Source organism: Stenotrophomonas sp. YJH_SMC_43 (assembly GCF_059372535.1).
On record NZ_JCAFVQ010000002.1, the window covers coordinates 878205 to 901870 of the forward strand.

Below are 23666 nucleotides of genomic sequence, written 5' to 3' on the forward strand. Positions count from 1 at the left end.
TTTTTCTGTCAGGCCACCCGTCGTGCCAGTGCTCGCGCGGATGCGGCTACGCCCAGCAGCAGCGCGGCCACGCACAGGAAGGCGAATCCGAGGCTGGTGCCGTGTGCCAGTGCACCGATCGCTGCCGGGCCGGCGAGGATGCCGGCGTAACCCAGCGTGGTCACCGCAGTGATGGCGATGCTCTCCGGCATCACCCGTTGCTGGCCGGCCATCGAGAACAGTGCCGGCACGATATTGGCGCAGCCCAGCCCGACTAGCACATAGCCCGCCAACGCCACCGGGAACGACGGTACCAGCGTGGCCAACGTGAACCCGGCTGCGGCGGTGATGCCGCCGAAGACCAGGGTGCGGGTGCGGCCGAGGCGCTCGACGATGCCGTCGCCGAACAGGCGCATCGCGGTCATCGCCAGCGTGAACAGCGCGAAGCCGGCGCCGGCCTGGTCACGCGGCACCTGCCGCACTTCGGCCAGGAACACCGCGCTCCAGTCCAGCATCGAGCCCTCGGCGAGGAACACCACGAAGGCCAGCACGCCGATGAACAGCACCACGCCGTGCGGCAGCGCCAGCAGTGGGCCTTCGTGCAGGATCCGTTGCGGTCGCCAGTGCGGCGCCGACAGCACCGCAACCAGCAGCAGTGCCGCCACCGACACCAGCGCGGCCAGCCACAGCGGTGTACCCAGGATCAGCAGGCCGGTCATGCAGCCGGCGCCGACGAAGCCACCGATGCTGTAGAAGGCGTGGAAGCCGGACATCATTGCGCGCCCGGCGTCGCGCTCGACCGCGACCGCCTGCATGTTCATCGCACAATCCAGCGCACCGACGCCGGCGCCGAACACGAACAGGGCCGCGCCCAGCGCCACCGGCGAGGGCGCCAGCACCAGCAAGGGCAGGGCGCACAGCATCATCGCGCAGGTGATCACCATCACCCGTCGGCAACCCAGCCGCCCGGTCAGCGCGCCCGCCAACGGCATCGCCAGCAGCGAGCCGAGCCCGAGGCACAGCAGCACGGCGCCAAGGCTGGCGTCGGACAGCCCGGCCTTGGCCTTGGCGTAGGGCACCATCGGCGCCCACGCGGCGGTGGCGAATCCGGGAATGAAGAAGGCGGCACGGGTGGCGTGCTGCTGGGCACGTGGGGATGAAGGCGTCATGCGCGATGCGAAGCTCCAGGGGACCTTCATGAAAACGTTTTCAGGCCGGATCGGCAAGTGCCATGCGTGACATCGGGCGACGCATACGATTGCAGTGACTCGATCGCGTCACCAGCGATTAACGTCGCCCACGGACAGTGGCTGCACGGTCGGCACCCCGCCGGCCGCTGCCGGAGATCCGTACATGAGCACGACACCGACCATCCTCCTCGTCCATGGATTCTGGGGCGGGGCCGCACACTGGGCCAAGGTGATCCTGGAACTGCATCGCAACGGCCACGACCGGGTGCAGGCGGTGGAATTGCCGCTCACGTCGCTGGCCGACGACGCAGGACGCACCCAGAAAATGATCCGGCAGATCGACGGTCCGGTGCTGCTGGTCGGCCACTCCTACGGCGGTGCGGTGATCAGCCATGCCGGTAACGAGCCCAACGTGAAGGGCCTGGTCTACATCGCTGCCTTCGCGCCTGATGCCGGCGAGAGCCCGGGTGGCATCACCCAGCAGCACCTGCCGGAGGCGGCGCCGAATCTGGCACCGGACAGCGATGGCTACCTCTGGCTGCGTGCGGACAAGTTCCATGAGAGCTTCTGCCAGGACCTGAGTGCCGACGAGGGCCGGGTGATGGCGGTGACCCAGAAGGCGCCGCTGGCCAGCACTTTCGGCGACACGGTCAGCGATCCGGCGTGGAAGCACCGGCCGAGCTGGTACCAGCTGTCCCGCCACGACCGCATGATCGCGCCGGAAAACCAGAAAGCCATGGCCGCAAGAATGCAGCCCAAGCGCCTGCTGGAGCTTGATGCCAGCCATGCCTCACTGGCCTCGCAGCCGAAGGAAGTGACCGCGCTGATCCTGGAGGCCTGCGCCGCCATCGGCGCCTGATCCCGCACCAGCACACCGCACGACAGCCGGGGCGCAGGGGAGTACACTCCTGCGCCTGCGGCCATTCGGCCGCGTCCCTCTCTTCCCTCCAGCCGCCGCCAGAGGATCCCACCCTATCGTGGAGGTCCCGCCGTGCTGTCTGTGCCTGTCCGTTTTCCGCGCTTGTTTCCGCGTCGCCTGCCGCTGCCGCATGCACTGGCTCAAGGCCTGCTACTGCTTGCACTGAGCAGCGGCACCGCTGCTGCCCAGTCCACCCAGGACGAGGACAAGGCCAAACCGGCACCCGCCTCGCAGACCCTGCAGACCGTGCAGGTCACCGCCAACCTGCTCGGTACCATCACCGAGGGCAGCGGCGCCTACACGCCCGGCACCATCGCCACCGCCACCCGCCTGGTGCTGACGCCGCGACAGACGCCACAGACCATCAGCGTGATCACCCGCGCACAGATGGATGACTTCGGCCTGCACGGCATCGATGACGTGATGCGGGTGACCCCCGGCATCAGCATTGTCACCTACGACAGCGAGCGCACCGAGTACTACGCGCGTGGCTTCGCGGTGCAGAACTTCCAGTACGACGGTATTCCGATGTCGCGTGACTCGGCCTACTCGGCGGGCAACACGCTCAGCGATACTGCGATCTATGACCGCATCGAAGTGCTCAAGGGCGCCACCGGCCTGCTGACCGGCATGGGTGATCCGGGCGCGACCATCAACCTGGTGCGCAAGAAGCCGGGCGAGGACTTCGCCGGCAGTGCCTCACTGGGTGTCGGCCGCTGGGATGACTACCGCGCCGAGCTCGATGTCGGTGGTCCGCTGACTGCCGATGGCCGCGTGCGTGGCCGAGCAGTGGGGGCCTGGGAAGACAAGCACTCCAACCTGGACAACTACCAGCGCACCAGCAAGGTCGGCTATGCCGTGCTGGAAGCCGATCTGGGCGAACGCACGCTGCTGTCGGTCGGTGGCGACGTGATGGACAGCGACCCGAAGGGCTCGACATGGGGCGGCATTCCGCTGCTGGACAGCGCCGGCAACTTCAACCGCATGCCGCGCTCGTTCAACAATGGTGCGCAATGGGCCGGCTGGCGCCAGTACGTGCGTACCGGTTTCGCTACGTTGGAGCACACGTTCGCCAACGATTGGATCGCCAAGCTGCAGCTCAACCACCAGGTCAACGGCTATGACGCCGCACTGGCCGGTGCCGCCGCCGGCAATCCCGATCCGTTGACTGGCGAGGGCGTCAGCCTGTGGCTCGGCAAGTACGTCGGCAAGACCGTCAGCAATGCCGCCGACTTCTATCTGAGCGGGCATTTCGGCCTGTTCGGCCGCGAGCATGAGCTGGTGGTCGGTGGCAGTGCCTCGCGCAAGCGCTGGACCAATACCGGCTACGGCCCGCAGGCGGGGTTCCCGGATACGGTGCCGGACTACCGCAGCTGGAATGGCGACATTGCCGAGCCGCAATGGCAGCGCAGCTACGAGAACAATGAAGTGACCCGCGAAAACGGCCTGTACGTGGTCGGCCGCTTCGACGTGGCCGATCCGTTGAAGCTGATCGTCGGCAGCCGTCTGGCCAGCTACCGTTCGCCGGACACGCGCGAGACCGGCGTCTATGTGCCATATGCCGGCGTGGTCTACGACCTCGGCGAGCACTATTCGGTGTATGCCAGCTACAGCACCATCTTCAAGCCGCAGGGCCAGCGTGACGAGCAGGGCAAGGCACTGGATCCGCTGGAAGGCCGCAGCTACGAGATGGGGCTGAAGGCCGAGTTCTTCGATGGACGCCTCAATGCCAGCGCGGCGCTTTTCCAGCTTGATCAGGACAACTTCGCCCAGCCCACCGGCGGCAAGACGCCGGATGGCCAGGATGCCTACCGCGCGTTGATGGGCGTGCGTACCAAGGGCTATGAGCTTGAAATGTCGGGTCAGCTGGCCGAGGGCTGGCAGGTGCAGGGTGGGTTCTCCCACAAGATCGCCCGCCAGGCGGGAACCAAGGTGACCACGCTGGAACCGGAGAACCAGTTCAGCCTGCACACCAGCTACCGCCTGCGCGGTGCCTGGCAGGGGCTCACGCTGGGCGGTGGCGCGCGCTGGCAGGATTCCACGTTTGGCGAGATCACCAACCCGGCCACCAGCGCGCAGGTCGTGCATCGCACCCAGCCGTACTGGCTGCTTGATGCGATGGCGCGCTACCAGTTCAACGATCGCCTGTCGGCCACGGTCAACGTCAACAACCTGCTCGACAAGCGGTACTACACGATCTTCAACTGGTACAGCACCTACACCTGGGGTGAGCCGCGCAATGTGCGGCTGACCTTGAACTACAGGTTCTGACACGGGTTTTGTAGAGCCGAGCCCACGCTCGGCTGCGGTTTGACAACCAGCCGAGCGTGGGCTCGCCTCTACAAGTACGCCCGCGATGCTGGATGGCATCGCGGGCGTTGTCCTTACAGCGGCAGGTCGAACACCAGCACTTCGGCATCATTGCCGTTTTCCAGCGTCAATTGGGCTTCGTCGCTGACCTGCAGTGCATCGCCGGCTTCCAGGGTGATGCCGTTGACCTGCAGCTGGCCACGCGCCACCTGCACATAGGCGCCACGGCCGTTGCCAAGCGCATGGTGCAGCTTCTGGCCGCCGTCGAGGATGGTGGCGAAGATGCGGGCATCCTGGTGGATGCGCAGCGAACCGTCGGCACCGTCCGGCGAGGCGATCAGGCGCAGCTGGCCGCGCTTGGTCTCCGGTGCGAAGTGGGTCTCCTCGTAGGACGGCGTGATGTTCTCGGTATCCGGGAAGATCCAGATCTGCAGGAAATGCACGGTCTCGTCGGCCGAGTGGTTGAACTCGCTGTGGCTGACGCCGCTGCCGGCGCTCATGCGCTGCACGTCGCCGTAGCGCAGCACCGAACCGGTGCCCATCGAGTCCTTGTGCTCCAGCGCGCCACCCAGCACGTAGGAAATGATTTCCATGTTGCTGTGGCTGTGGGTGCCGAAGCCCTGGCCGCCGATCACCTTGTCTTCGTTGATCACCCGCAGCGGGCCGAAGCTGACGTAGCGAGGGTCGTAGTAGTTGGCGAAGGAGAAGGTATGGCGCGAGGACAGCCAGCCATGCTCGGCCAGGCCACGGGTAGCGCTCTTGCGGATCTGCAGCATGATGGAATCTCCTTGTTCGATGGTTTCGATAGGGCGGGGTGGGCCGGTAGCCGCTGTGTTTCCCCGTTGAAGAGAAGTATCCGCTTGCGCCCGGGGTTTGAAAAACGGATAGTTTTGACAGCCATCATCGAAAAATTCGAATGCTCAAGCTCAGCCTCGATGCCCTGCAGATCCTGGATGCCATCGACCGTCGCGGCTCCTTTGCCGGCGCCGGCAAGGCCCTGCACAAGGTGCCCTCGACCATCTCCTACACCGTGGCCAAGCTGGAGGAGGACCTGGGCGTGCAGCTGTTCGACCGGGTTGGCCCGCGCGCCGAGCCGACCGACGCCGGCCGCGCGCTGCTGGACGAGGGGCGGCACCTGCTGCGCGCCGCCCGCGAGCTGGAACTGCGGGTACGCAGGGTGGCGTCGGGCTGGGAGACCGAACTGACCCTGGCGGTGGACTCGGTGTTCCCGACCTGGCTGCTCGGCCCGGACATCGCCGCGTTTCGTGAGGCCGAGGCACCGACCCGGCTGCGATTGATCGGCGAGGCCCTGTCCGGCACCTGGGAGGCCCTGCTGGACCGCCGTGCCGACCTGCTGGTCGGTGCACCGGGCGAGGGCCCCAGTGGCGGTGGTTACGTGGTCGAGCCGCTGGGCACGGTGGAGTTTGTGTTCGCGGTCGCACCCGAACATCCATTGGCTGCAGTACCGGGCGTGCTCGGGCGCGAGCAGCTGGTCGAGCACTGCGCGATCGCCGTCTCCGATTCGGCGCGCCGGCTGTTGCCACGCACGGTCGGCCTGTTGATGGGGCAGGAGATGCTGACGGTGCCTGACATGGCCAGCAAGCTGAAACTGCAGTGCGAAGGCGTGGGCTTCGGTTTCCTGCCCGAGCCGTGCGCGCGCGCTGCGGTGGCGCGCGGCCAGCTGGTGATCCGTGAAGTAGAGGAGCACAAGCCGGAAGAGACCTTCTGGCTGGCCTGGCGCACCGGTGAAGATGGCGCGGCACTGCGCTGGTGGCGCGAGCGCCTGCGCAGGCCGGAGCTGCTGTCGCAGTGGTGGCAGTCAATGGCACGGGGTTAGGGGTACGGCAGGGCTGCGCCCTGCACCCGCCGAAGCAACAGCCAAAGCCGAAGCAAAAGCTGGTTTCCTGAGGGATGGCGAGGTGGGTCCGGTTGCGGGGGCCGCTGCAAGTACGTCCATGTAAGCTCGGTCGCCGCATCCATGCGGCTCACGCCCCCGCAACCGGACCCACCCCGCCTTCGATAGTTTTCCGTGAACTGTCCGCACTTCTGTAGAGCCGATCTGACGGATATCGAAACATTCGAACTCGATAGAGATTCATCCACGCATGGCGTGGATCCATCAGATCGCGGAAATCTGTCAGAGGTGGGGCGGCATGGGCAGGCAGGACCGTTGGCGGCATGGATGCCGCCATCGAGCCCCCATGGATGGGTTTACGGCGTGTCCTGCCTGTCCATGTCGCCCCGCCAAACCACGGAATGCCAGCTTTTGCTGTTGCCTTGGCTTGAAGCCTCTGCAGGTGCAGGGTCCAACCCTGCCGGAAAACACACATAAAAAAACAGCAGGCCGAGGCCTGCTGTTTCGGTGTAATGGTGCGCCCGGAGAGATTCGAACTCCCGACCGCCTGGTTCGTAGCCAGGTACTCTATCCAACTGAGCTACGGGCGCCAATTACATAAACTTGTTGTGTTGACTGTGTATGGTGCGCCCGGAGAGATTCGAACTCCCGACCGCCTGGTTCGTAGCCAGGTACTCTATCCAACTGAGCTACGGGCGCGCGGTACACAATCAAATTTTAAAACATTTCCAGCGGCGGATGCTGAAAACCTGTCGAGTGGTGCGCCCGGAGAGATTCGAACTCCCGACCGCCTGGTTCGTAGCCAGGTACTCTATCCAACTGAGCTACGGGCGCCCTGCGACAGGAGCGGAATTATGCGGATGTCGGCGCGAACCGTCAACAGTTTTGTGAAAATTTTCATCCAACTGAATGAAAAAGCTGTCAGCCACGGCGTCCGGCGCCTTCAGCCACGCGAAATGATCGGCGCGTGTGCCCAGTTCCTGCGCGGACAGCACGCGCAGCTGCGCGTCCACATTCGGCAGCTTCGCCAGCAGCGTCTGCATCGATCCGGTGGGGGCCAACCAGTCGTGCTCCATCAGCACCGCCTGTGCGCTGCCATGCACGCGCGCCATCTGCGCATCGAGGTCTTCGTCCATGCCGGACGCGGCGTAGTGGTTGTTCAGGCCCACGCGCGCCCAGTCGGCAATCAGCCCGCGCGCTTCGGTGCCACCAAAGCCGAGGCGACGGCCATGCAGGACGCCCTGGCGCCGCGCGATCCACGGCAGGAAGCGGTAGACCAGTGGCAGCAGCCAGCCACGCGGTGGCGGGAACCCGCGCCAGAACGGTGAGCCACTGGCGACCAGCCATAGCCGGTTGAAGTAGTGCGGATTGCGGCCGGCATGCACGCAAGCCAGCTGCCCACCGAGACTGTGTCCACCGATGATCCAGGGCAGGGCGCCGGCGTCGTCATCCGCTGTGGCCAGGACCGCCTGGCTGGTTGGCAGATCCTGTTCGAGTACCTCGCGATAGCCCCAGTCCTGCGTGCGCGACGGGCGCAGTGAACTGCTGCCGTTGCCGCGCCACTCGTGCAGGTAGACCGCCACGCCCTTCGCCGCCAGCGCCAATGCCAGTGGCAGGTAGTGGCGCGCGGCCACGCCCAGTGCCGGCAGCCACAGCAGGCGCGTGACGGGATGTGCAGGCACGCAGGCGATCACTTCGTAGCGATGGCCATCAGCGCACTGCACGGCAAGGACGTCCGGTGTGAGGCTCATGCGTGTGGCGCCGCGCCGAAGTGATCGAGCACCAGCACCTCGCTGCGGCCGGGGGCATAGCCCTGCTGCAGGCCGCGCGCAACGTAGTCGATGCCGGCTTCGCAGGCATTGGCCAGGCTCAGGCCGTTGCACAGCTGCGCGGCGATGGCCGAGGCCAGCGTGCAGCCGGTGCCGTGTGCGTCCAGCGGCAGGCGGGCGTGGATGAATTCTTCGCTGCTGACGCCGTCGAAGTAACGATCGATCACGCGATTGCCCTCATGCAGGTGGCCGCCCTTCAGCAGCACGGCGCCGGCACCGAGGTCGAGCAGGGTGGAGGCAGCCTGTTCGGCGTCATCGCCGTTACCGATCTTCCGGCCGATCAGGAGTTCCGCTTCCGGCGTATTCGGCGTAACCAGCGTCGCCAGCGGCAGCAGGCGCTCACGCATGGCCTTGAGCGCACTTTCCTCCAGCAGGCGCGCGCCGCTGGTGGCGACCATCACCGGGTCCAGAACCACGTGTGGCGGGCGGTGCTTTTCCAGTGCGTCGGCAACGGCATGGATCACCTCGGCGTTGGCCAGCATGCCGAGTTTCACCGCATGGATATCGAAGTCATCGAAGCAGGCTTCGATCTGCGCCTGCAGGAATGCGATCGGTGGCACATGCACGGCGGTGACGCCACGGGTGTTCTGTGCGGTCAGTGCGGCGAACACGGCCAGACCATGCACGCGGTGCGCGGCGAAGGCCTTGAGATCGGCGGGGATGCCAGCGCCGCCACCGGAGTCGGAGCCGGCGATGGTGAGGGCGGAAACGGGGGTGGTCGGGCTCATCCAGCGATTGTGCCGTGGTCCCGCAGGGGAAGGTAGACCCACGCCATGCGTGGATGCGCTTCACCTCAATGCCGCCAGCGCGCCCACTGCTGGTACAGCACATAGCCCAGCCCGGTCAGGCCGGTCAGCAGGGCGGGGGCGAGCAGGGCGTCGTACTGCCAGCGCATGAACAGCCAGGCGCCGATGATGCCGCCGGCGAGGAAGCCGCTGATGATCAGGCCGCTGAGGGTCAGGCGTCGTACCTGCAGCGGCAGCCCACGCAGCAGGTGGCCCAGGCCGATGCCGAGGTCGGTGAACATGCCGCTGAGGTGGGTGGTGCGTACCACCGCGCCACTGAAGGTGGTGGCCATCGCGTTCTGCAGGCCGCAGGCCATGGCGGCGGCCAGTGCGCCCCAGATCTGGTGCTGTTCGAACAGCGGAATGGCCACCAGCAGCAGCGCCGATTCCAGTGCCAGGGCCACGCCGTAGCGACGGCCCAGCTGCAGGGTGCTGTCCTGGATCAACAGGCCGCTGAGCATCGCGCCCAGCGAGAACGCGATCAGCAGTCCCCACAGGTGGCCGACCGCGCGCCAGTCACCCTGGGCCAGCGCCATGCCCAACTGGCTGGTGCTGCCGGTCATGTGGCTGACGGCCTGGTGTTCGAAACCGAGGAAGCCGACGACATTCACCATGCCGGCCACGCACGACAGCGCGACCGCGCCGATCCAGACCCAGGTGGGCAGGCGAATTCCCATCGGCGGGGCCCCTCAGGGCCCGCCGAAGCCGCCGTTGAACTGCAGCTCGCTGAAGGTGTTGCTGGCCGGGTCGAACACCGCGCCCCAGAACTGCGTGCCGCCGTCACAGACGCGGATCGCTTCCCGTGCCGGATTGATGCCGCTGTCGTCGGGCAGGTGGAAGGCGTTGATGTAGATCAGCCGCTTGCCGGCGCTTTCGATGCCGACGTACTGGCGGTCGAAGTCCAGTACCTTCGGTACCTGTGCCTCCAGCGATGACAGCCGCGCTTCCAGCTGGTCGACCTGCTGCCGGCTGGGCGCCCAGTAGCCGCTGACCCGCCCGGCCTCGCGGCCGGGGCTGGGTCGCGAGCAGGTGTCGAGCACCTGCGCGGCGATGATCGGGCGGGTGACCACCCAGGACTGGCCAGTACGTTCGGCGGTCGGCACGCTGGCCGGGCCGCGCGTGGTGGTGCAGGCGCCGAGCACGGCTGCGAGCGTGATCGCAGCCGCGGGCAGCAGCAGGCGGGTGCCGCGGTTCACAACACCTCCGAAGCGTAATCGGCCAGGCGCGAACGCTCGCCACGGCGCAAGGTGATGTGTGCACTATGCGGCCAGTTCTTGAAGCGATCCACCGCGTAGGTCAGGCCCGAAGTGGTTTCGGTCAGGTACGGGGTGTCGATCTGCTCGACGTTGCCCAGGCAGACGATCTTGGTGCCGGGGCCGGCACGGGTGATCAGCGTCTTCATCTGCTTCGGGGTGAGGTTCTGCGCCTCGTCCAGGATCAGGTAGCGCGACAGGAAGGTGCGGCCGCGCATGAAGTTCATCGAGCGGATCTTGATGCGGCTGGCCAGCAGGTCGTTGGTGGCCTGGCGGCCCCAGGTGCCGCCTTCCTGGTTGTGCGTGAGCACTTCCAGGTTGTCGGTCAGCGCGCCCATCCACGGCGTCATCTTTTCTTCTTCGGTGCCGGGCAGGAAGCCGATGTCCTCGCCGACGCTGACCGTGGCGCGGGTCATGATGATCTCGCGGTAGCGCTGCTGGTCCATCGTCTGCGCCAGGCCGGCAGCCAGCGCCAGCAGGGTCTTGCCGGTGCCGGCGGTGCCCAGCAGCGTGACGAAGTCGATCTCCGGGTCCATCAGTGCATTGAGCGCGAAGTTCTGCTCACGGTTGCGTGCGCTGATGCCCCATACGGCGTGACTGCCGTGGCGGAAATCATCCACCAGCGACAGCACCACCTTGCCGTCGCCGACCACGCGGCTGACACGCAGTTCGACCTCGTCTTCGCCGGGCAGATAGACGTACTGGTTCGGGTACCACTCCTCGCCATCCTGCGCGAGGATTTCGTAATGCGTGCGGCCCTTGTCGCTCCAGCTGCGCAGGTCGTCGCCGTGGCGCTTCCAGAAGTCTTCCGGCAGCTCGGTGGCGCCGGTGTAAAGCAGGCTGAAATCGTCCAGCGCGCGGTCGTTCTCGTAGTCCTCGGACACGATGCCGGCGATGGCGGCCTTGATCCGCAGGTTGATGTCCTTGGAAACGAACACCACCGGCAGATCCGGCGTCTCTTCCTTCAGGGCCAGGATCGCGCCGAGGATGGCATTGTCGGGAATGACCTTGCCAAAGCTCTTGCCCGCGTCGAAATGACTGGTCTGGAAGCGCAGCTTGCCGGCGCTCTGCTTGCCGCGCAGCTGCAGGCCGTTGGGGCGCTGCAGCGGAATGCCGTCGGCCAGGTTGTCCAGGCCGGATTCCTGCACCAGCTCGTTGAGGAAGCGGCTCACCTGGCGGGCATTGCGGCTTGCCTCGGAGGTGCCCTTCTTGCCGTTGTCCAGCTCTTCGATCACCTGCATGGGCAGGTAGACGTCGTGCTCCTCGAATTTGAACAGCGCGGTGGGATCGTGCATCAGCACGTTGGTATCCAGCACGTAGATGCGCTTGCCTCGGGTCATCGTCGATTCCTGGTTACGGACAGGGAAAAACCACCACGGCCTGCTGCGGGGCAGGGTGATGGCAGACACAGTAGGCAGTGGGACTCACTTGGACTGGGAGGCCTTCAGTTCGGCGAGAACGGCATCGGCATGGCCGGCAACCTTGACCTTGCGCCAGGACTGCACGATGCGGCTGTCGGGGGAAATCAGGAAGGTGCTGCGTTCGATGCCACGTACCTGCTTGCCGTACATGTTCTTCATCTTGATCACGTCGAAGGCGCTGCACAGCGCTTCGTCGCCATCGCTGACCAGCGGAAAGTTGAAGCCCTGCTTGGCACAGAAGTTGTCGTGCGACTTCACCGAGTCGCGCGAGACACCGAGTACCACCGCGCCTGCCTTCCTGAACTTCGGCAGCAGCGCGTTGAAGTCGATGCCTTCGGTGGTGCAGCCGGGGGTGCTGTCCTTGGGATAGAAGTACAGCACCAGCCAGTGGCCGGCGTAGTCGCCGAGAGTGGCCTGTTCGCCACCGGACAGCGCCAGCGGCAGGGAGAGGGTGGTGCTGTCCAGGGTATCGCCGTTGTTCATGAGGTCCTTCTGTCGAGCCTGGGTTCTTTCTACGACAATTGCATGAAACGCCACGCGCCCGTGAGAGGCGCGCGAAAAATCCGCACTTCCGATCAGAATTTCATCGGGTCCATGATCGCGTCCAGGTTCAGGTGGTCGCAGAACTCGAGGAAATCGTCGCGCAGCGCGGCGATGTGCATGTTGGCCGGCACGCCGATGGTGACCTGCGCGCTGAACATTTCCGCACCGGTCTGCATGGCGCGGTAGCGCGTGCTCTGCAGGTTCTCGATGGTGATGCCCTGGCGGTCGAAGAAATCGGCCAGCTGGAACAGGATGCCCGGCTTGTCGGCGGCGATCACCTCGACGATGTACGGCAGCAGGTTGGACTGCGCCTGCTTGGCGGCGGTGCGGTACCAGACCAGCTTCAGGCCTTCCTCGCGCTCGAGCCGGGTCAGCATCGCTTCCAGCTTGGCCACCGAGTCCCACGAGCCGGTGGCCAGGGCGGTGACCGAGACATCGCGGCCGACCGTGGCCAGGCGTGCGTCCACCAGATTGCAGCCGCTGTCGGCGATGCGGCGGGTGACGGACAGCAGGGGGGACTCCGGATGCGTCGTATAGGCGTTGATCAGGAGGTGGTTTTCGCTCGGCGCGGGGCGCGGGGTGGTGTCGGTCAAGGCGATTCCGGGTAATGCATGCGTTAGTCTGAATGCCCGCCAGAGGCGGGGATCCACCGGTGTCCAGCATACTTGCCCGTGCTTTCGCGCCGCAAGTAACATTCAAGTCGCCCCCGGCCTTTCATGGCGGGCGTTTTCCCTTCCCAGCCAAGAGCAGCACGTCCTTGTCCCTTTCCGGCCTCATCACCGCGCTGGCGACCCCGTTCCGGGCCGACGGCGCCCTCGATCCCGACGGTTGGCAGCGCCTGCTGCACCTGCAACTGGAAGGTGGCGTCCATGGCGTTGTCGTAGCCGGCTCGACCGGTGAAGCGGCAACCCTCACCGATGCCGAGTACGACCTGCTGCTGGCCAGCGCGGTCGAGCGCATCGGCGGCCGCATCCCGGTCATGGCCGGTACCGGCCTTTCGGGCACCGCCAAGACCATCGAACAGACCCGCCGTGCCGCCGCGCTCGGCGCCAGCCATGCGCTGGTGGTCACCCCGCCTTACGTGCGGCCGACCCAGGCCGGCCTGATCGCGCACTACCGCGCGGTGGCCGACCAGGGCGGGCTGCCGGTCGTGCTGTACAACGTGCCCGGCCGTACCGGCTGCGACATGCAGCCGGAGACCGTGGCCGAGCTGGCCAGCCATCCCAATATCGTTGGCATCAAGGAAGCGGTGGGTGACACCGGCCGGGTGCAGGCGCTGCTGGCCCTGCGCAGCCCGAAGTTCGCGGTGCTCAGTGGCGACGACGGTACCGCCGCGCGTTCGATCCGGGCCGGCATCGATGGCCTGATCTCGGTCGGTTCCAACGTTCTGCCGGGCGCCTATCGCCGGATGTGCGAGCTGGCCGCCGCGCACGACCACGAAGCTACCGAGTCCTGGGATGCGCGCCTGCAGCCGTTCCATGATTTCTGTGGCGTCGAACCCAACCCGATCCCGGTCAAGGCGCTGCTGCGCCGCATCGGCATCGGTCACGACCTGCGCCTGCCGCTGCTGCCGCTGTCGGCAGCGCATCATCCGGCCGCCGACCATCTTGCCGGCGACATCGCCGCCCTCGAAGCCCTTTCCAGCCACTGACCTTCCGTCTTGGTCTGACCCAGGAGATTCACATGCGTCAATCCGTTTCCACCGTCCGCGTGTTGTCCTACGCCCTGCTTGCCGTGGCTGTCGCCGCCGGTACCACCGGCTGCTTCAAGCGTGGCGTCAAGGGCGACTACGCCCTGGCCCCGGAAATGCGTCCGCTGGAAGTGCCGCCGGACCTGAACCTGCCGACCACCACCGGTGACAACAAGGTGCCGACGCTGGCATCGGCGACCAAGCCGGCCGCGCCTGCGGCTGCGGCCCCGGCCGTGGGCAACACCGGTTTCACCATCGCCGGTGGCAAGGACGAGGCTTTCGCCAAGGTCGGCACCGCGCTGGAAGGCGTGGAAGGTGTGACCATTGCCAGCCGCGCGCAGCTGCTGGGCTCGTATGACGTGGCCTACGAAGGCAGCAACTTCCTGGTCCGCGTGGTCGCCGTCGATGCTGGCGCCTACATCTCCGCGGTCGACCCGCGTGGCCTGCCGGCCACCGCCGAAGCGCCGGTGAAGCTGATCGCTGCGCTGAAGGCGAAGCTGGCGCAGTAAGGGCTGGTCGGGTGGGGGCGGGCCTTGGTCCGCACCCGCTCTGGTGGAGGCCGACCTTGGTCGGCGCTTCTGTGCCAACCAAGGTTGGCACCTACCGGATCGCAAGGTTGGCATACCGGATCTTGCGGTTGGCGTTTAGCGGAAAACAGAAAAGGGCGCCCGTGGGCGCCCTTTTCGTTGCCGCCGTGGGCGCTTCTCAGCGCTCCAGCAGCTTCAGCTTGTCCGGCTTGCCGTCCCATTCGCCGGCATCGGCGGGCGGGTCCTTGCGCACGGTCAGCACCGGCCACTCCTTCGCCAGCTCGGCGTTGAGGGCCACGAAACTTTCCTGGCCGGCAGGAACATCGTCCTCCGGGAAGATCGCGTTGACCGGGCATTCCGGTTCGCAGAGGGTGCAGTCGATGCACTCATCCGGGTCGATCACCAGGAAGTTGGGGCCTTCGTGGAAGCAATCCACGGGGCACACTTCCACGCAATCGGTGTGTTTGCACTTGATGCAGTTTTCGGTGACGACAAAGGGCATGGGCTGGGGGTGGATCGATTCCTGAACCCGCCAATTCTAGAACAGGTTGGCCCCCGGTGTCGGCGCGGGGCGGAAATCGGGCGTCTGGCAGGCGCGGCCGTGGCGTCATTGGCGGCAGGGCGAGGCCTGTGCGACGCTGCGGGTCAGCCGGCTGCGTCGGATGGCCGGCCCCCTTCCCAGCAGGATCGTCCATGTCCCCAGCCCAGCCCAACATCGCCTCCCATGGCGGTGAGAACACTGCATTCATCGTCCTGATCAGCTGCGTGGCCACCCTGGGTGGATTCCTGTTCGGCTTCGACAGTGGTGTCATCAATGGCACGGTCGATGGCCTGCGCCAGGCTTTCAACTCCAGCGAGGCGGCGCTCGGTTTCGAAGTCGCCTCGATGCTGCTGGGCTGCGCGATCGGTGCCTTCCTGGCCGGCTGGCTTGGAGATCGCCTGGGCCGTCGTGGCGTGCTGATCGCCTCGGCGCTGATGTTCCTGGTTTCGGCGCTGGGTGCCGGTGCCGCACACGCCTCCTGGTTGTTCATTGCCGCACGCGTGCTCGGCGGCTTCGCGGTGGGCGCGGCCAGTGTGATGTCGCCGGCCTACATTGCCGAGGTGGCCTCGGCGCGCTATCGCGGGCGTTTGGCCACGGTGCAGCAGATGGCGATCATCTGCGGCCTGTTCGCCGCCTTCCTCAGCAATTACCTGCTGGCCCGTGCCGCTGGGGCGTCGACCGAGCCGCTATGGCTGGGCCATGAGGCCTGGCGCTGGATGTTCTGGATGCAGGCGCTGCCGTCGGGGCTGTTCCTGCTGTTGTTGCTGGTGATTCCGGAAAGCCCGCGCTTTCTGGTCGTGAAAGGGCGTCAGCAGCAGGCGAGGGCGGTACTGTCGCGGCTGTACGGCGAGGCCGCTGCGGCGGCCAAGCAGGCCGAGATCGAAGCCAGCCTGGCGCAGGACCAGCACAAGCCGCGCTTTGCCGACCTGCGCGACACGGTCAGCGGCAAGCTGCGCCCGATCCTCTGGGTGGGCATCGGCCTGGCCATGTTCCAGCAGCTGGTCGGCATCAACGTGGTGTTCTACTACGGCGCGGTGCTGTGGCAGGCGGTGGGCTTCTCGGAAAGCGATGCGCTGCTGATCAACGTGCTGTCCGGCGCGCTGAGCATCGGCGCCTGTCTGCTGACGGTGCTGTTGATCGACCGCATCGGGCGCAAGCCGCTGCTGTGGATCGGTTCGGTCGGCATGTCGGTGGCGCTGGTGCTGATGGTGGTTGCCTTCGCCAGTGGCAGCCTGGCCGACGGTCGCCTGCAGTTGTCCGAAGGCATGGGCCGACTGGCGCTGGTGGCAGCCAACGTCTACGTGGTGTTCTTCAACATGTCCTGGGGCCCGGTGATGTGGGTGATGCTGGGCGAGATGTTCCCCAATCAGATCCGTGGTCCGGCGCTGGCGGTGGCCGGCGCCGCGCAATGGACCTCGAACTTCGCGATCACCGTGACCTTCCCGATGCTGCTGGCCGGCATCGGCCTGGCCGGCGCCTACGGCATCTATACGGTGGCGGCCATCCTCTCGATCTTCTTCGTGGTCCGCTACGTGCGCGAGACCAAGGGCAAGGAGCTGGAGCAGATGGAAGGCTGACGGCGACTGGCTTCGGTTGCATTCCGTTGGCGCCTGCCTGTCCAGAGTGTGAGGGGGCAGGCCGCCCTCTCCAGGACACGCAAAAGCCCATCCATGGTGCTCGATGGCGCCATCCATGGCGCCAACGGTCCTGGAGAGGGCGGCCCGCCCCCTCCTGACAGTTTCATGGTGCGTGCGGATGCGGCGAAGTGCTGGTCGGTTGTTGCCGCAGCTCGCGGGAAACCGTCCAGAGTCGGTGGGATCACCCAGGGCAGGACCGTTGGCGCCAAGGATGGCGCCATCGAGCCCCCATGGATGGGTCCACGGCGTGTCCTGCCCTGGGTGACCCCACCGGCTCAAGCCGATTGCAGGCAGGCGCCAAAGCGACCAAGCCGATCGATGCCATTGCAAACCCCGGAAAACAGAAAAGCCCACACAAGGCGGGCTTTTTCGGTTCCTGCTGCGGCGACTGGCGCTCCCTAGGGGACTCGAACCCCTGTTTTAGCCTTGAGAGGGCCACGTCCTAACCACTAGACGAAGGGAGCGTAACTGTGTCGCTGCCGAGGCAGGAGCGCTAGTATATGCACCTCGATGCCATTGGGCAATCCCGAAACTTCAACCGGAAGCGCCAACATCATTTCCTCTGCTACATCACCGTTCAGCCTGCGCGTCATCCCGCGCGACCAGCACACGATCTCCCGCAAGGACATCAGCCCGAACGCCCTGCGCGTGCTTTATCGCCTGCGCGATGCCGGCTTCGGCGCCTACCTTGTCGGCGGCGCGGTGCGTGACCTGCTGGTCAATGGCCAACCCAAGGATTTCGACGTGGCCACCGATGCCACGCCCGAACAGGTCAAGCAGCTGTTCCGCAACTGCCGCCTGATCGGTCGTCGGTTCCGCCTCGCCCACGTCGTGTTCGGCCGCGAGATCATCGAAGTCGCCACCTTCCGTGCCAACAGCGATGACGGCAGCGGCGACCGCGAGATGGAAAACGGCATGCTCGTGCGCGACAACGTGTACGGCACCATCGAAGACGACGCCATCCGCCGCGACTTCACCTGCAACGCCCTGTACTACGCCATCGAGGACTTCTCGGTGCGTGATTACACCGGCGGCTTCGAAGACGTCCAGGCGCGCCTGATGAAACTGATCGGCGACCCCGAGCAGCGTTATCGCGAAGACCCGGTGCGCATGCTGCGTGCGGTGCGCCTGGCGGCTAAGCTCGGCTTCCAGATTGAAGAGGGCACCGCCGCGCCGATCCCGCACCTGGCTGGCCTGCTCAACGAAGCCGCACCGGCGCGCCTGTTCGAGGAGGTGCTCAAGCTGTTCCTGTCCGGGCACGGCGTGGCCAGCTTCGAAGGCCTTGAGCGTTACGGCCTGCTCGACGTGCTGTTCCCGGAAAGCGCCAAAGCATTGAAGTCCAACCGCACCGGTGCGCTGCGCCGCATGCTGGTCGAGGGCCTGGCCAACACCGATGCGCGCGTGGCCAACGACGAGCCGGTCTCGCCGGCGTTCCTGTTCGCGCTGCTGCTGTGGCCGGCGTTCTGCCGCGCGCAGGCGACCCTGCTCAAGCAGGGCGTGGCACCGGAGGAGGCACAGCGCCGTGCTGCCGACCGTGTGACCGTGCAGCAGCTGAGCACCATCGCATTGCCGCGCCGCTTTTCGCTGCCGATGCAGGAAATCTGGCTGCTGCAGTCGCGCTTCAGTTCGCGCCAGCGCAAGCGCGTGTTCCGTACCCTGACCCACCCGCGCTTCCGCGCCGCGTTCGATTTCCTCAGCCTGCGCCAGGTTGCTTCGTCCGAGCATGCAGTGGATGTCGAGTTCTGGCGCGAAGCACAGGCGCAGTCCGGTCGCGAGCTGGAGTCGTCGCTGGATGCGATGCACAGTGAAGACGGCGATGACGAGAGCGGGGCACCGCGCAAGCGCCGCCGTCGGCGTCGACGTCCCGGTGCTGCTGCGGCGGGCGAGTAAGCGATGACCTTGGCCTGGATCGGCCTCGGCGCCAACCTTGGCGACGCGGCCGCGACCGTGGGCGCGGCGATTGCCGCGCTGGACGGCCTGCCAGGAACGCGCCTGCGACAGGCCTCGAGGCTGTACGCCACGCCGGCGTGGGGCAATGAAGACCAGCCGCCGTTCGTCAACGCGGTGGCCTCGGTCGAAACCACATTGCCGGCCGATGAGCTGCTGCAGGCGATGCTGGCGCTGGAGCGGGGCTTTGGCCGCGTGCGCGATCCGGCGGTGCACTGGGGGCCGCGCGCACTGGACCTGGACCTGCTGCTGTATGGCGCGCGGGTGCTCGACCATCCCGGCCTGCAGGTACCGCATCCCTACATGCACGAGCGTGCCTTCGTGCTGGTGCCGCTGGCCGAAATCGCGCCGGATCTGGCCATTCCCGGCCATGGCCGCGTGCAGGATGCAGTGATGCGGGTGGATGCCTGCGGGATCGCGCCGATAGGGTGATAATGCCCGGGTTATCTCCCCCGGTTATCAGCACATGAGCACCCACGCAGACAGCAAGCCCTGGACCGTTCCCGCCCTGGCCGAGGCCAAGCGCAATGGCCAGAAGCTGGTCATGTTGACCGCCTACGACGCCGGCTTTGCCCGTACCTTCGATGCCAATGGCGTCGACCTGATCCTGATCGGCGATTCGCTGGGCATGGTCGTGCAGGGCCATGATTCGACCCTGCCGGTGACCGTGGCCGACATGGTCTACCACACCCGCGCCGTAGCCCGTGTGCTGCAGCGTGCGCTGCTGGTGGCCGACCTGCCGTTCGGTGCCGATGCCACCCCGGAGCGCGCGCTGGATGCTTCGCTGCAGCTGCTGCAGGCCGGTGCCGAGATGGTCAAGATCGAAGGTGCCGGCTTCAAGGTCGACATCATCCGCTACCTGGTCGAGCGTGAGATTCCGGTCTGCTCGCACCTGGGCCTGACCCCGCAGTCGGTGCTGCGCCTGGGCGGCTTCAAGATCCAGGGCCGTGGCGATGCCGCGCGCCAGCTGGTGGAAGATGCCAGGGCCGTGGCCGCTGCCGGCGCCAGCATCATGGTGCTCGAATGCGTGCCGACCCCGGTCGCCGCCGAAGTGACCGCGGCGGTGGATGTTCCGACCATCGGCATCGGTGCCGGCCCGCAGTGCGACGGCCAGGTGCTGGTGCTGCACGATTTCCTCGGCCTGGACAGTGGCCATCGCCGTCCCAAGTTCGTCAAGGATTTCCTTGCCGAAGGCGGTTCGGTGGCCGGTGCCACCCGCGCCTATGCCGACGCCGTGCGCGACGGCAGCTTCCCCGACGAACAGCACGCCTACGCCCAATGATCCAGACCTTCAACGAGCTCGGCGCGCTGCGCGAGCAGATCGCCCAGTGGAAGCGCGAGGGCCTGCGCGTGGCGCTGGTGCCGACCATGGGCAACCTGCATGGTGGCCACCATTCGCTGGTGACCCTGGCCCGCCAGTACGCCGACAAGGTGGTGACGAGTATCTTCGTCAACCCGACCCAGTTCGGGCCGAACGAGGACTTCAGCCGCTACCCGCGCACGCCCGAGGCTGACGTGGCCGGGCTGGAGCAGGCCGGCTGTGATGCGGTGTGGCTGCCCAGCGTCGAGGCGATGTATCCGCTGGGCGTGGACAAGACCACGCAGATGCACGCGCCGGGTGTCAGTGAAGTGCTGGAAGGCGCCAGCCGCCCGGGCCACTTCGACGGCGTGTGCACGGTGGTGGCGCGCCTGTTCCTGCAGGTGCAGCCGGATGTGGCCGTGTTCGGCCGCAAGGATTACCAGCAGCTGGCCGTGATCAGGCAGATGGTGGCCGAGCTGTCGTTCCCGGTCCAGATCGTCGGTGCCGAGATCGTGCGCGACGAGGATGGCCTGGCCAAGAGTTCGCGCAACCAGTACCTCAACGCCGAACAGCGACCGGTTGCGACGACCATTCACCGCACGCTGCTGGGCATGCGCGAAGGCTACGTGGCCGGGCACACGCGGGTGCAGATCGAGGCCGACGCCACGGCGGCGCTGCAGGCGGCCGGTTTCCAGGTCGACTACGCCGTGCTGCGCACGCCCGAGCTGGCCGAGCCGACCTTCGACGGCGGTGGCCGCGTGGCGCTGATCGCCGCGCGCCTGGGCACGACGCGCCTGATTGACAACCTGGAGTTCTGAGCCGCACGCGGCTTGGGGGCGCCCGCAACGGGCGCCTCTGCACTTCCCACGGACGGGAGACCGGAAATGAAAGCCCCCAGCACTGATACCGGCCGCCTCGCCCAGGCCTCGATCCTGGCGGTGCTGGCGGCAGGCATGTTGCCGGCCCAGCTGTTTGGCGGCCTGTTGTTCGCGCTCGAATTCAGGCGTACTCCGATGCCTGCGCTCACCGGTGGTGGGCTGATGTTCGTACTGGCCGTCTGCAATGCCATCGCGGTGTTGCTGCCGATGGCGCTGATCCTGCAGTCTCAGCAGCGCCTGCGCCGGGCCGGCTTCGTGCTGGTCGGCTTCGGGCTGGGCGCGCTGGCCATGGCCACCTGCGCCTGGCCGGGGGAAAACCAGGGGCCCTGGCTGCAGCGCCTGCGCTACGTCGATACCTTCGATGTGATCAGCTATGCCTTGCAGGTGCTGGCCGCGGGAGGCTTCGGGCTGGTCGCCGGGCTGGCCTTCCATACGGTGTTCCGGCTGTCTCTGGAAGGCAGTTCCGGGCACGCAGCGCCGCCGCCGCCGGGGGAGGGCACCTGAACAGCCTTCGGCGTCCTGCTGCAGCCCCCTGACGATGGTCAAGCGGGTGCTAGAATCCGCTCTTTCCTTTGCCGTTGCAGCGCCCCCATGCACCTGTCCCTGCTCAAGACCAAGATCCACCGCGCCACCGTCACCCATTCCGAGCTGAACTACGAAGGCTCGATCGCCATCGATGACAACCTGCTGGCTGCCACCGGCATCCGCGAGTTCGAACAGGTGCACATCTGGGACGTGACCAACGGTGCGCGCTTCTCGACCTATGCCATCCGCGCCGAAGCCGGCAGCGGCGTTGTCTCGCTCAACGGTGGCGCCGCGCGCCACGTGCAGGTCGGCGACATCATCATCATCGCCGCGTTCGCCAGCATGACCGAGCAGGAAGCTGACAGCTTCAAGCCGAAGCTGGTGTACGTTGATGGCAAGAACCAGATCACCCACACCAACGACACGATCCCGACCCAGGCCGCATGACAACGAACAACGGATTCGACTCGCTGCATTCCCATGCCCAGCGCCTGAAGGGCGCAAGCATCCCCAGCCTGCTCGCCGCCGAACCCGGCCGCGTGCAGGATCTGGCGCTGCGGGTCGGTCCGTTGTACGTCAACTTCGCCCGGCAGAAATACGATGCCGCGGCGCTGCAGGCATTGCTGGCTTTGGCCGCCGAGCGTGATGTCGGCGGTGCCATCACCCGCCTGTTCCGTGGCGAGCAGGTCAATCTGACCGAAGGTCGCGCCGCGCTGCACACCGCGCTGCGTGGCGATGTGGTCGATGCGCCGGTTGCCGCCGAGGCCTATGCCACCGCGCGCACGATCCGCCAGCGCATGGGCGTGCTGGTGCGCGCGCTGGAAGACAGCGGCGTCACCGACGTGGTCAGCGTCGGCATCGGCGGTTCCGATCTCGGTCCGCGCCTGGTCGCCGATGCGCTGCGCCCGGTCAGCGGCGCGCGCCTGCGCGCGCATTTCGTGTCGAACGTGGACGGCGCCGCCATGCAGCGCACGCTGGCCACGCTGGATCCGGCCAGGACCGCCGGCATCCTCATTTCCAAGACCTTCGGTACCCAGGAAACCCTGCTCAACGGGCAGATCCTGCACGACTGGCTGGGGGGCAGCGAGCGCCTGTACGCGGTCAGCGCCAACCCCGAGCGTGCGGCCAAGGCCTTCGCCATCGCCGCCGATCGCGTGCTGCCGATGTGGGATTGGGTCGGTGGCCGTTATTCGCTGTGGTCGGCCGTCGGTTTCCCGATTGCACTGGCCATCGGTTTCGAGCGTTTCGAACAACTGCTGGAAGGTGCCGCGCAGATGGACGCGCATGCACTGGATGCGCCGCTGGAGCGCAACCTGCCGGTGCTGCACGGCCTGACCGACATCTGGAACCGCAACGTGCTGGGCCATGCCACGCACGCGGTGATGACCTACGACCAGCGCCTGGCGTTGCTGCCGGCCTACCTGCAGCAGCTGGTGATGGAAAGCCTGGGCAAGCGCGTGCAGCGTGATGGGCAGCCGGTCACCACCGACACCGTGCCGGTGTGGTGGGGCGGGGCGGGCACCGACGTGCAGCACAGTTTCTTCCAGGCGCTGCACCAGGGCACCAGCATCGTGCCGGCCGATTTCATCGGCTGCGTGCACAACGATGATCCCTACACGATCAATCATCAGGCGCTGCTGGCCAACCTGCTGGCACAGACCGAGGCGCTGGCCAACGGCCAGAGCAGCGACGACCCGCACCGCGATTATCCGGGCGGCCGCCCGAGCACGCTGATCCTGCTCGACGCGCTGACCCCGCAGGCGCTGGGTGCGCTGATCGCCATGTACGAGCACGCCGTGTACGTGCAGTCGGTGATCTGGAACATCAACGCCTTCGACCAGTTCGGCGTTGAACTGGGCAAGCAGCTGGCCAGTGGCCTGCTGCCGGCGCTGCAGGGCGAGGATGTGGCGGTTGCCGATCCGATGACCCGCGAGATTCTTGCGCGGCTGAAGGGCTGATACGGGGTGCGGATGGGCCGGCGCCAGCCGGCCATCCCATGCCTCTCCGGTTGCCTTCGATCCGGTCGCGCATGAAGGCTGCGCGGCCACTCATTCCGTCCTGTTTCCGTGCTGCACATGCCGCGCTTCCGCGTGCCTGCCGCAGCGCAGCTTGACTGCGCATCGCGTGCCAATGCAGTGTGCACGGGCGGCTGTACCTGTCATCCAGTATCGCTCGCAGCATGAAGTTGATGCCAGGGACTGGCCGTATCCGAAGGGACGTGGAATCGATCCATGTCCTCAACGCCTCATGTTGTGAATGACAGGAGATTGCGAATGGATCTGAATGACGATGTTGTGTCCGGCTGGCTCAATGGCTCGGACGATGTGGATGGGTGCGCCAACCCTGCGGGTTCGCTGTTCATCTACGGTGCGGCAGCCACCGAAGCGGCCCTCACCGGAGCTTCGGACACCATGATCACCGGGGGCACCAACGAGTGCACCACCACGGTATCGGTGATCAACCACTGCCTGTGTTGCTGATGTAACCCGAGCCGGCACGCAGAGGCATGCAGCTGCGTGCCGGCGACTGGAACAGAC

Annotated in this window: 24 protein-coding genes and 4 tRNA genes; 14 read left to right on the top strand and 14 right to left on the bottom strand. The window is 66.5% G+C overall.

Translation table 11 applies throughout. The annotated features are described in order from the left end of the window. Positions 1 to 8: 8 nt before the first annotated feature. Positions 9 to 1148 (bottom strand): MFS transporter, encoded by a 1140-nt coding sequence (locus AC5QAH_RS10520; RefSeq protein WP_010484275.1) that lies wholly within the window; start codon positions 1146 to 1148, stop codon positions 9 to 11. A gap of 184 nt (positions 1149 to 1332) precedes the next feature. Between AC5QAH_RS10520 and AC5QAH_RS10525 the strand changes: the two genes are divergently transcribed. Both AC5QAH_RS10525 and AC5QAH_RS10530 read left to right on the top strand, forming a co-directional pair. Next, positions 1333 to 2028, top strand: coding sequence for an alpha/beta fold hydrolase (locus tag AC5QAH_RS10525; RefSeq protein ID WP_099559268.1), 696 nt, complete (start codon positions 1333 to 1335; stop codon positions 2026 to 2028). Between the two features lie 132 nt (positions 2029 to 2160). Continuing rightward, positions 2161 to 4359: a TonB-dependent siderophore receptor gene (locus tag AC5QAH_RS10530; RefSeq protein WP_241874943.1), complete on the top strand. Its 2199-nt coding sequence runs from the start codon at positions 2161 to 2163 to the stop codon at positions 4357 to 4359. Between the two features lie 113 nt (positions 4360 to 4472). On the opposite strand, the gene AC5QAH_RS10535 is transcribed toward AC5QAH_RS10530, so the two are convergent. After that, a complete protein-coding gene (locus tag AC5QAH_RS10535) occupies positions 4473 to 5174 on the bottom strand; it encodes a pirin family protein (protein ID WP_049434728.1) in 702 nt (233 codons plus the stop codon). A gap of 140 nt (positions 5175 to 5314) precedes the next feature. Here AC5QAH_RS10535 and AC5QAH_RS10540 point away from each other — a divergent pair, with 140 nt between their 5' ends. After that, complete coding sequence (locus tag AC5QAH_RS10540) at positions 5315 to 6235, top strand: LysR family transcriptional regulator (protein WP_224329200.1); 921 nt, start codon at positions 5315 to 5317, stop codon at positions 6233 to 6235. 531 nt (positions 6236 to 6766) lie between these two features. Here the strand turns inward: AC5QAH_RS10540 and AC5QAH_RS10545 are convergent. The 10 genes from AC5QAH_RS10545 to AC5QAH_RS10590 form a co-directional block, all read right to left on the bottom strand. Continuing rightward, a tRNA-Arg gene (locus AC5QAH_RS10545) sits at positions 6767 to 6843 on the bottom strand. A 32-nt stretch (positions 6844 to 6875) separates the two neighbouring features. Continuing rightward, positions 6876 to 6952, bottom strand: a tRNA-Arg gene (locus AC5QAH_RS10550). Between the two features lie 58 nt (positions 6953 to 7010). Continuing rightward, a tRNA-Arg gene (locus tag AC5QAH_RS10555) sits at positions 7011 to 7087 on the bottom strand. Continuing rightward, complete coding sequence (locus tag AC5QAH_RS10560) at positions 7078 to 8004, bottom strand: alpha/beta hydrolase family protein (RefSeq protein WP_495232330.1); 927 nt, start codon at positions 8002 to 8004, stop codon at positions 7078 to 7080. Before AC5QAH_RS10560 ends, AC5QAH_RS10555 begins: the two co-directional genes overlap by 10 nt. Beyond that, the gene (gene thiD, locus AC5QAH_RS10565) at positions 8001 to 8810 is read right to left on the bottom strand and encodes a bifunctional hydroxymethylpyrimidine kinase/phosphomethylpyrimidine kinase (RefSeq protein WP_019338316.1); all 810 of its coding nucleotides are present in this window, start codon (positions 8808 to 8810) and stop codon (positions 8001 to 8003) included. Before thiD ends, AC5QAH_RS10560 begins: the two co-directional genes overlap by 4 nt. A 65-nt stretch (positions 8811 to 8875) precedes the next feature. After that, complete coding sequence (locus AC5QAH_RS10570; protein WP_010484284.1) at positions 8876 to 9544, bottom strand: YoaK family protein; 669 nt, start codon at positions 9542 to 9544, stop codon at positions 8876 to 8878. A 12-nt stretch (positions 9545 to 9556) separates the two neighbouring features. Then, on the bottom strand, positions 9557 to 10063 hold the full coding sequence (locus AC5QAH_RS10575; protein WP_159360013.1) for a hypothetical protein: 507 nt from the start codon (positions 10061 to 10063) through the stop codon (positions 9557 to 9559). Next, positions 10060 to 11460, bottom strand: a complete 1401-nt coding sequence (locus AC5QAH_RS10580; RefSeq protein ID WP_010484287.1) for a PhoH family protein — start codon at positions 11458 to 11460, stop codon at positions 10060 to 10062. The genes AC5QAH_RS10575 and AC5QAH_RS10580 overlap by 4 nt, the downstream gene beginning before the upstream one ends. A gap of 84 nt (positions 11461 to 11544) precedes the next feature. After that, positions 11545 to 12024, bottom strand: a complete 480-nt coding sequence (locus AC5QAH_RS10585; protein WP_010484289.1) for a peroxiredoxin — start codon at positions 12022 to 12024, stop codon at positions 11545 to 11547. 92 nt (positions 12025 to 12116) lie between these two features. Further along, entirely contained in the window at positions 12117 to 12677 is a 561-nt protein-coding gene (locus AC5QAH_RS10590) for a glycine cleavage system transcriptional repressor (protein WP_005409051.1), read from the bottom strand. 164 nt (positions 12678 to 12841) lie between these two features. Here AC5QAH_RS10590 and dapA point away from each other — a divergent pair, with 164 nt between their 5' ends. Together dapA and AC5QAH_RS10600 are read left to right on the top strand one after the other, a co-directional pair. Beyond that, positions 12842 to 13735, top strand: a complete 894-nt coding sequence (gene dapA / locus AC5QAH_RS10595) for a 4-hydroxy-tetrahydrodipicolinate synthase (protein WP_043403360.1) — start codon at positions 12842 to 12844, stop codon at positions 13733 to 13735. Positions 13736 to 13767: 32 nt separating this feature from the next. Then, positions 13768 to 14283, top strand: a complete 516-nt coding sequence (locus tag AC5QAH_RS10600) for a hypothetical protein (RefSeq protein WP_010484296.1) — start codon at positions 13768 to 13770, stop codon at positions 14281 to 14283. A gap of 196 nt (positions 14284 to 14479) precedes the next feature. Here AC5QAH_RS10600 and fdxA read toward each other — a convergent pair whose 3' ends face one another. Then, positions 14480 to 14803 (bottom strand): ferredoxin FdxA, encoded by a 324-nt coding sequence (fdxA, locus tag AC5QAH_RS10605; protein ID WP_004153066.1) that lies wholly within the window; start codon positions 14801 to 14803, stop codon positions 14480 to 14482. Positions 14804 to 14994: 191 nt separating this feature from the next. On the opposite strand from fdxA, the gene AC5QAH_RS10610 reads away from it, so the two are divergent. Then, entirely contained in the window at positions 14995 to 16419 is a 1425-nt protein-coding gene (locus tag AC5QAH_RS10610; protein ID WP_171954143.1) for a sugar porter family MFS transporter, read from the top strand. A gap of 449 nt (positions 16420 to 16868) precedes the next feature. Here AC5QAH_RS10610 and AC5QAH_RS10615 read toward each other — a convergent pair. Beyond that, positions 16869 to 16943 (bottom strand) — tRNA-Glu (locus AC5QAH_RS10615). 52 nt (positions 16944 to 16995) lie between these two features. Between AC5QAH_RS10615 and pcnB the strand changes: the two genes are divergently transcribed. From pcnB to AC5QAH_RS10655, 8 genes are all read left to right on the top strand, one after another. Further along, positions 16996 to 18369, top strand: coding sequence for a polynucleotide adenylyltransferase PcnB (gene pcnB / locus AC5QAH_RS10620; protein WP_029550838.1), 1374 nt, complete (start codon positions 16996 to 16998; stop codon positions 18367 to 18369). Between the two features lie 3 nt (positions 18370 to 18372). Next, on the top strand, positions 18373 to 18858 hold the full coding sequence (gene folK / locus AC5QAH_RS10625) for a 2-amino-4-hydroxy-6-hydroxymethyldihydropteridine diphosphokinase (protein ID WP_495232331.1): 486 nt from the start codon (positions 18373 to 18375) through the stop codon (positions 18856 to 18858). Positions 18859 to 18892: 34 nt separating this feature from the next. Next, positions 18893 to 19708, top strand: coding sequence for a 3-methyl-2-oxobutanoate hydroxymethyltransferase (gene panB, locus AC5QAH_RS10630; protein ID WP_019338322.1), 816 nt, complete (start codon positions 18893 to 18895; stop codon positions 19706 to 19708). Beyond that, positions 19705 to 20544 carry a pantoate--beta-alanine ligase gene (gene panC / locus AC5QAH_RS10635; protein WP_010484306.1) on the top strand — a complete coding sequence of 280 codons (840 nt, stop codon included), beginning with the start codon at positions 19705 to 19707 and terminating at the stop codon, positions 20542 to 20544. Before panB ends, panC begins: the two co-directional genes overlap by 4 nt. A gap of 66 nt (positions 20545 to 20610) precedes the next feature. Beyond that, entirely contained in the window at positions 20611 to 21108 is a 498-nt protein-coding gene (locus tag AC5QAH_RS10640) for a hypothetical protein (RefSeq protein WP_049453343.1), read from the top strand. 87 nt (positions 21109 to 21195) lie between these two features. Continuing rightward, a complete protein-coding gene (gene panD, locus AC5QAH_RS10645) occupies positions 21196 to 21576 on the top strand; it encodes an aspartate 1-decarboxylase (RefSeq protein ID WP_005409061.1) in 381 nt (126 codons plus the stop codon). Beyond that, on the top strand, positions 21573 to 23087 hold the full coding sequence (pgi, locus tag AC5QAH_RS10650; RefSeq protein WP_495232332.1) for a glucose-6-phosphate isomerase: 1515 nt from the start codon (positions 21573 to 21575) through the stop codon (positions 23085 to 23087). The genes panD and pgi overlap by 4 nt, the downstream gene beginning before the upstream one ends. A 315-nt stretch (positions 23088 to 23402) precedes the next feature. Then, the gene (locus AC5QAH_RS10655) at positions 23403 to 23609 is read left to right on the top strand and encodes a DUF6229 family protein (protein WP_010484314.1); all 207 of its coding nucleotides are present in this window, start codon (positions 23403 to 23405) and stop codon (positions 23607 to 23609) included. Positions 23610 to 23666 lie beyond the last annotated feature (57 nt).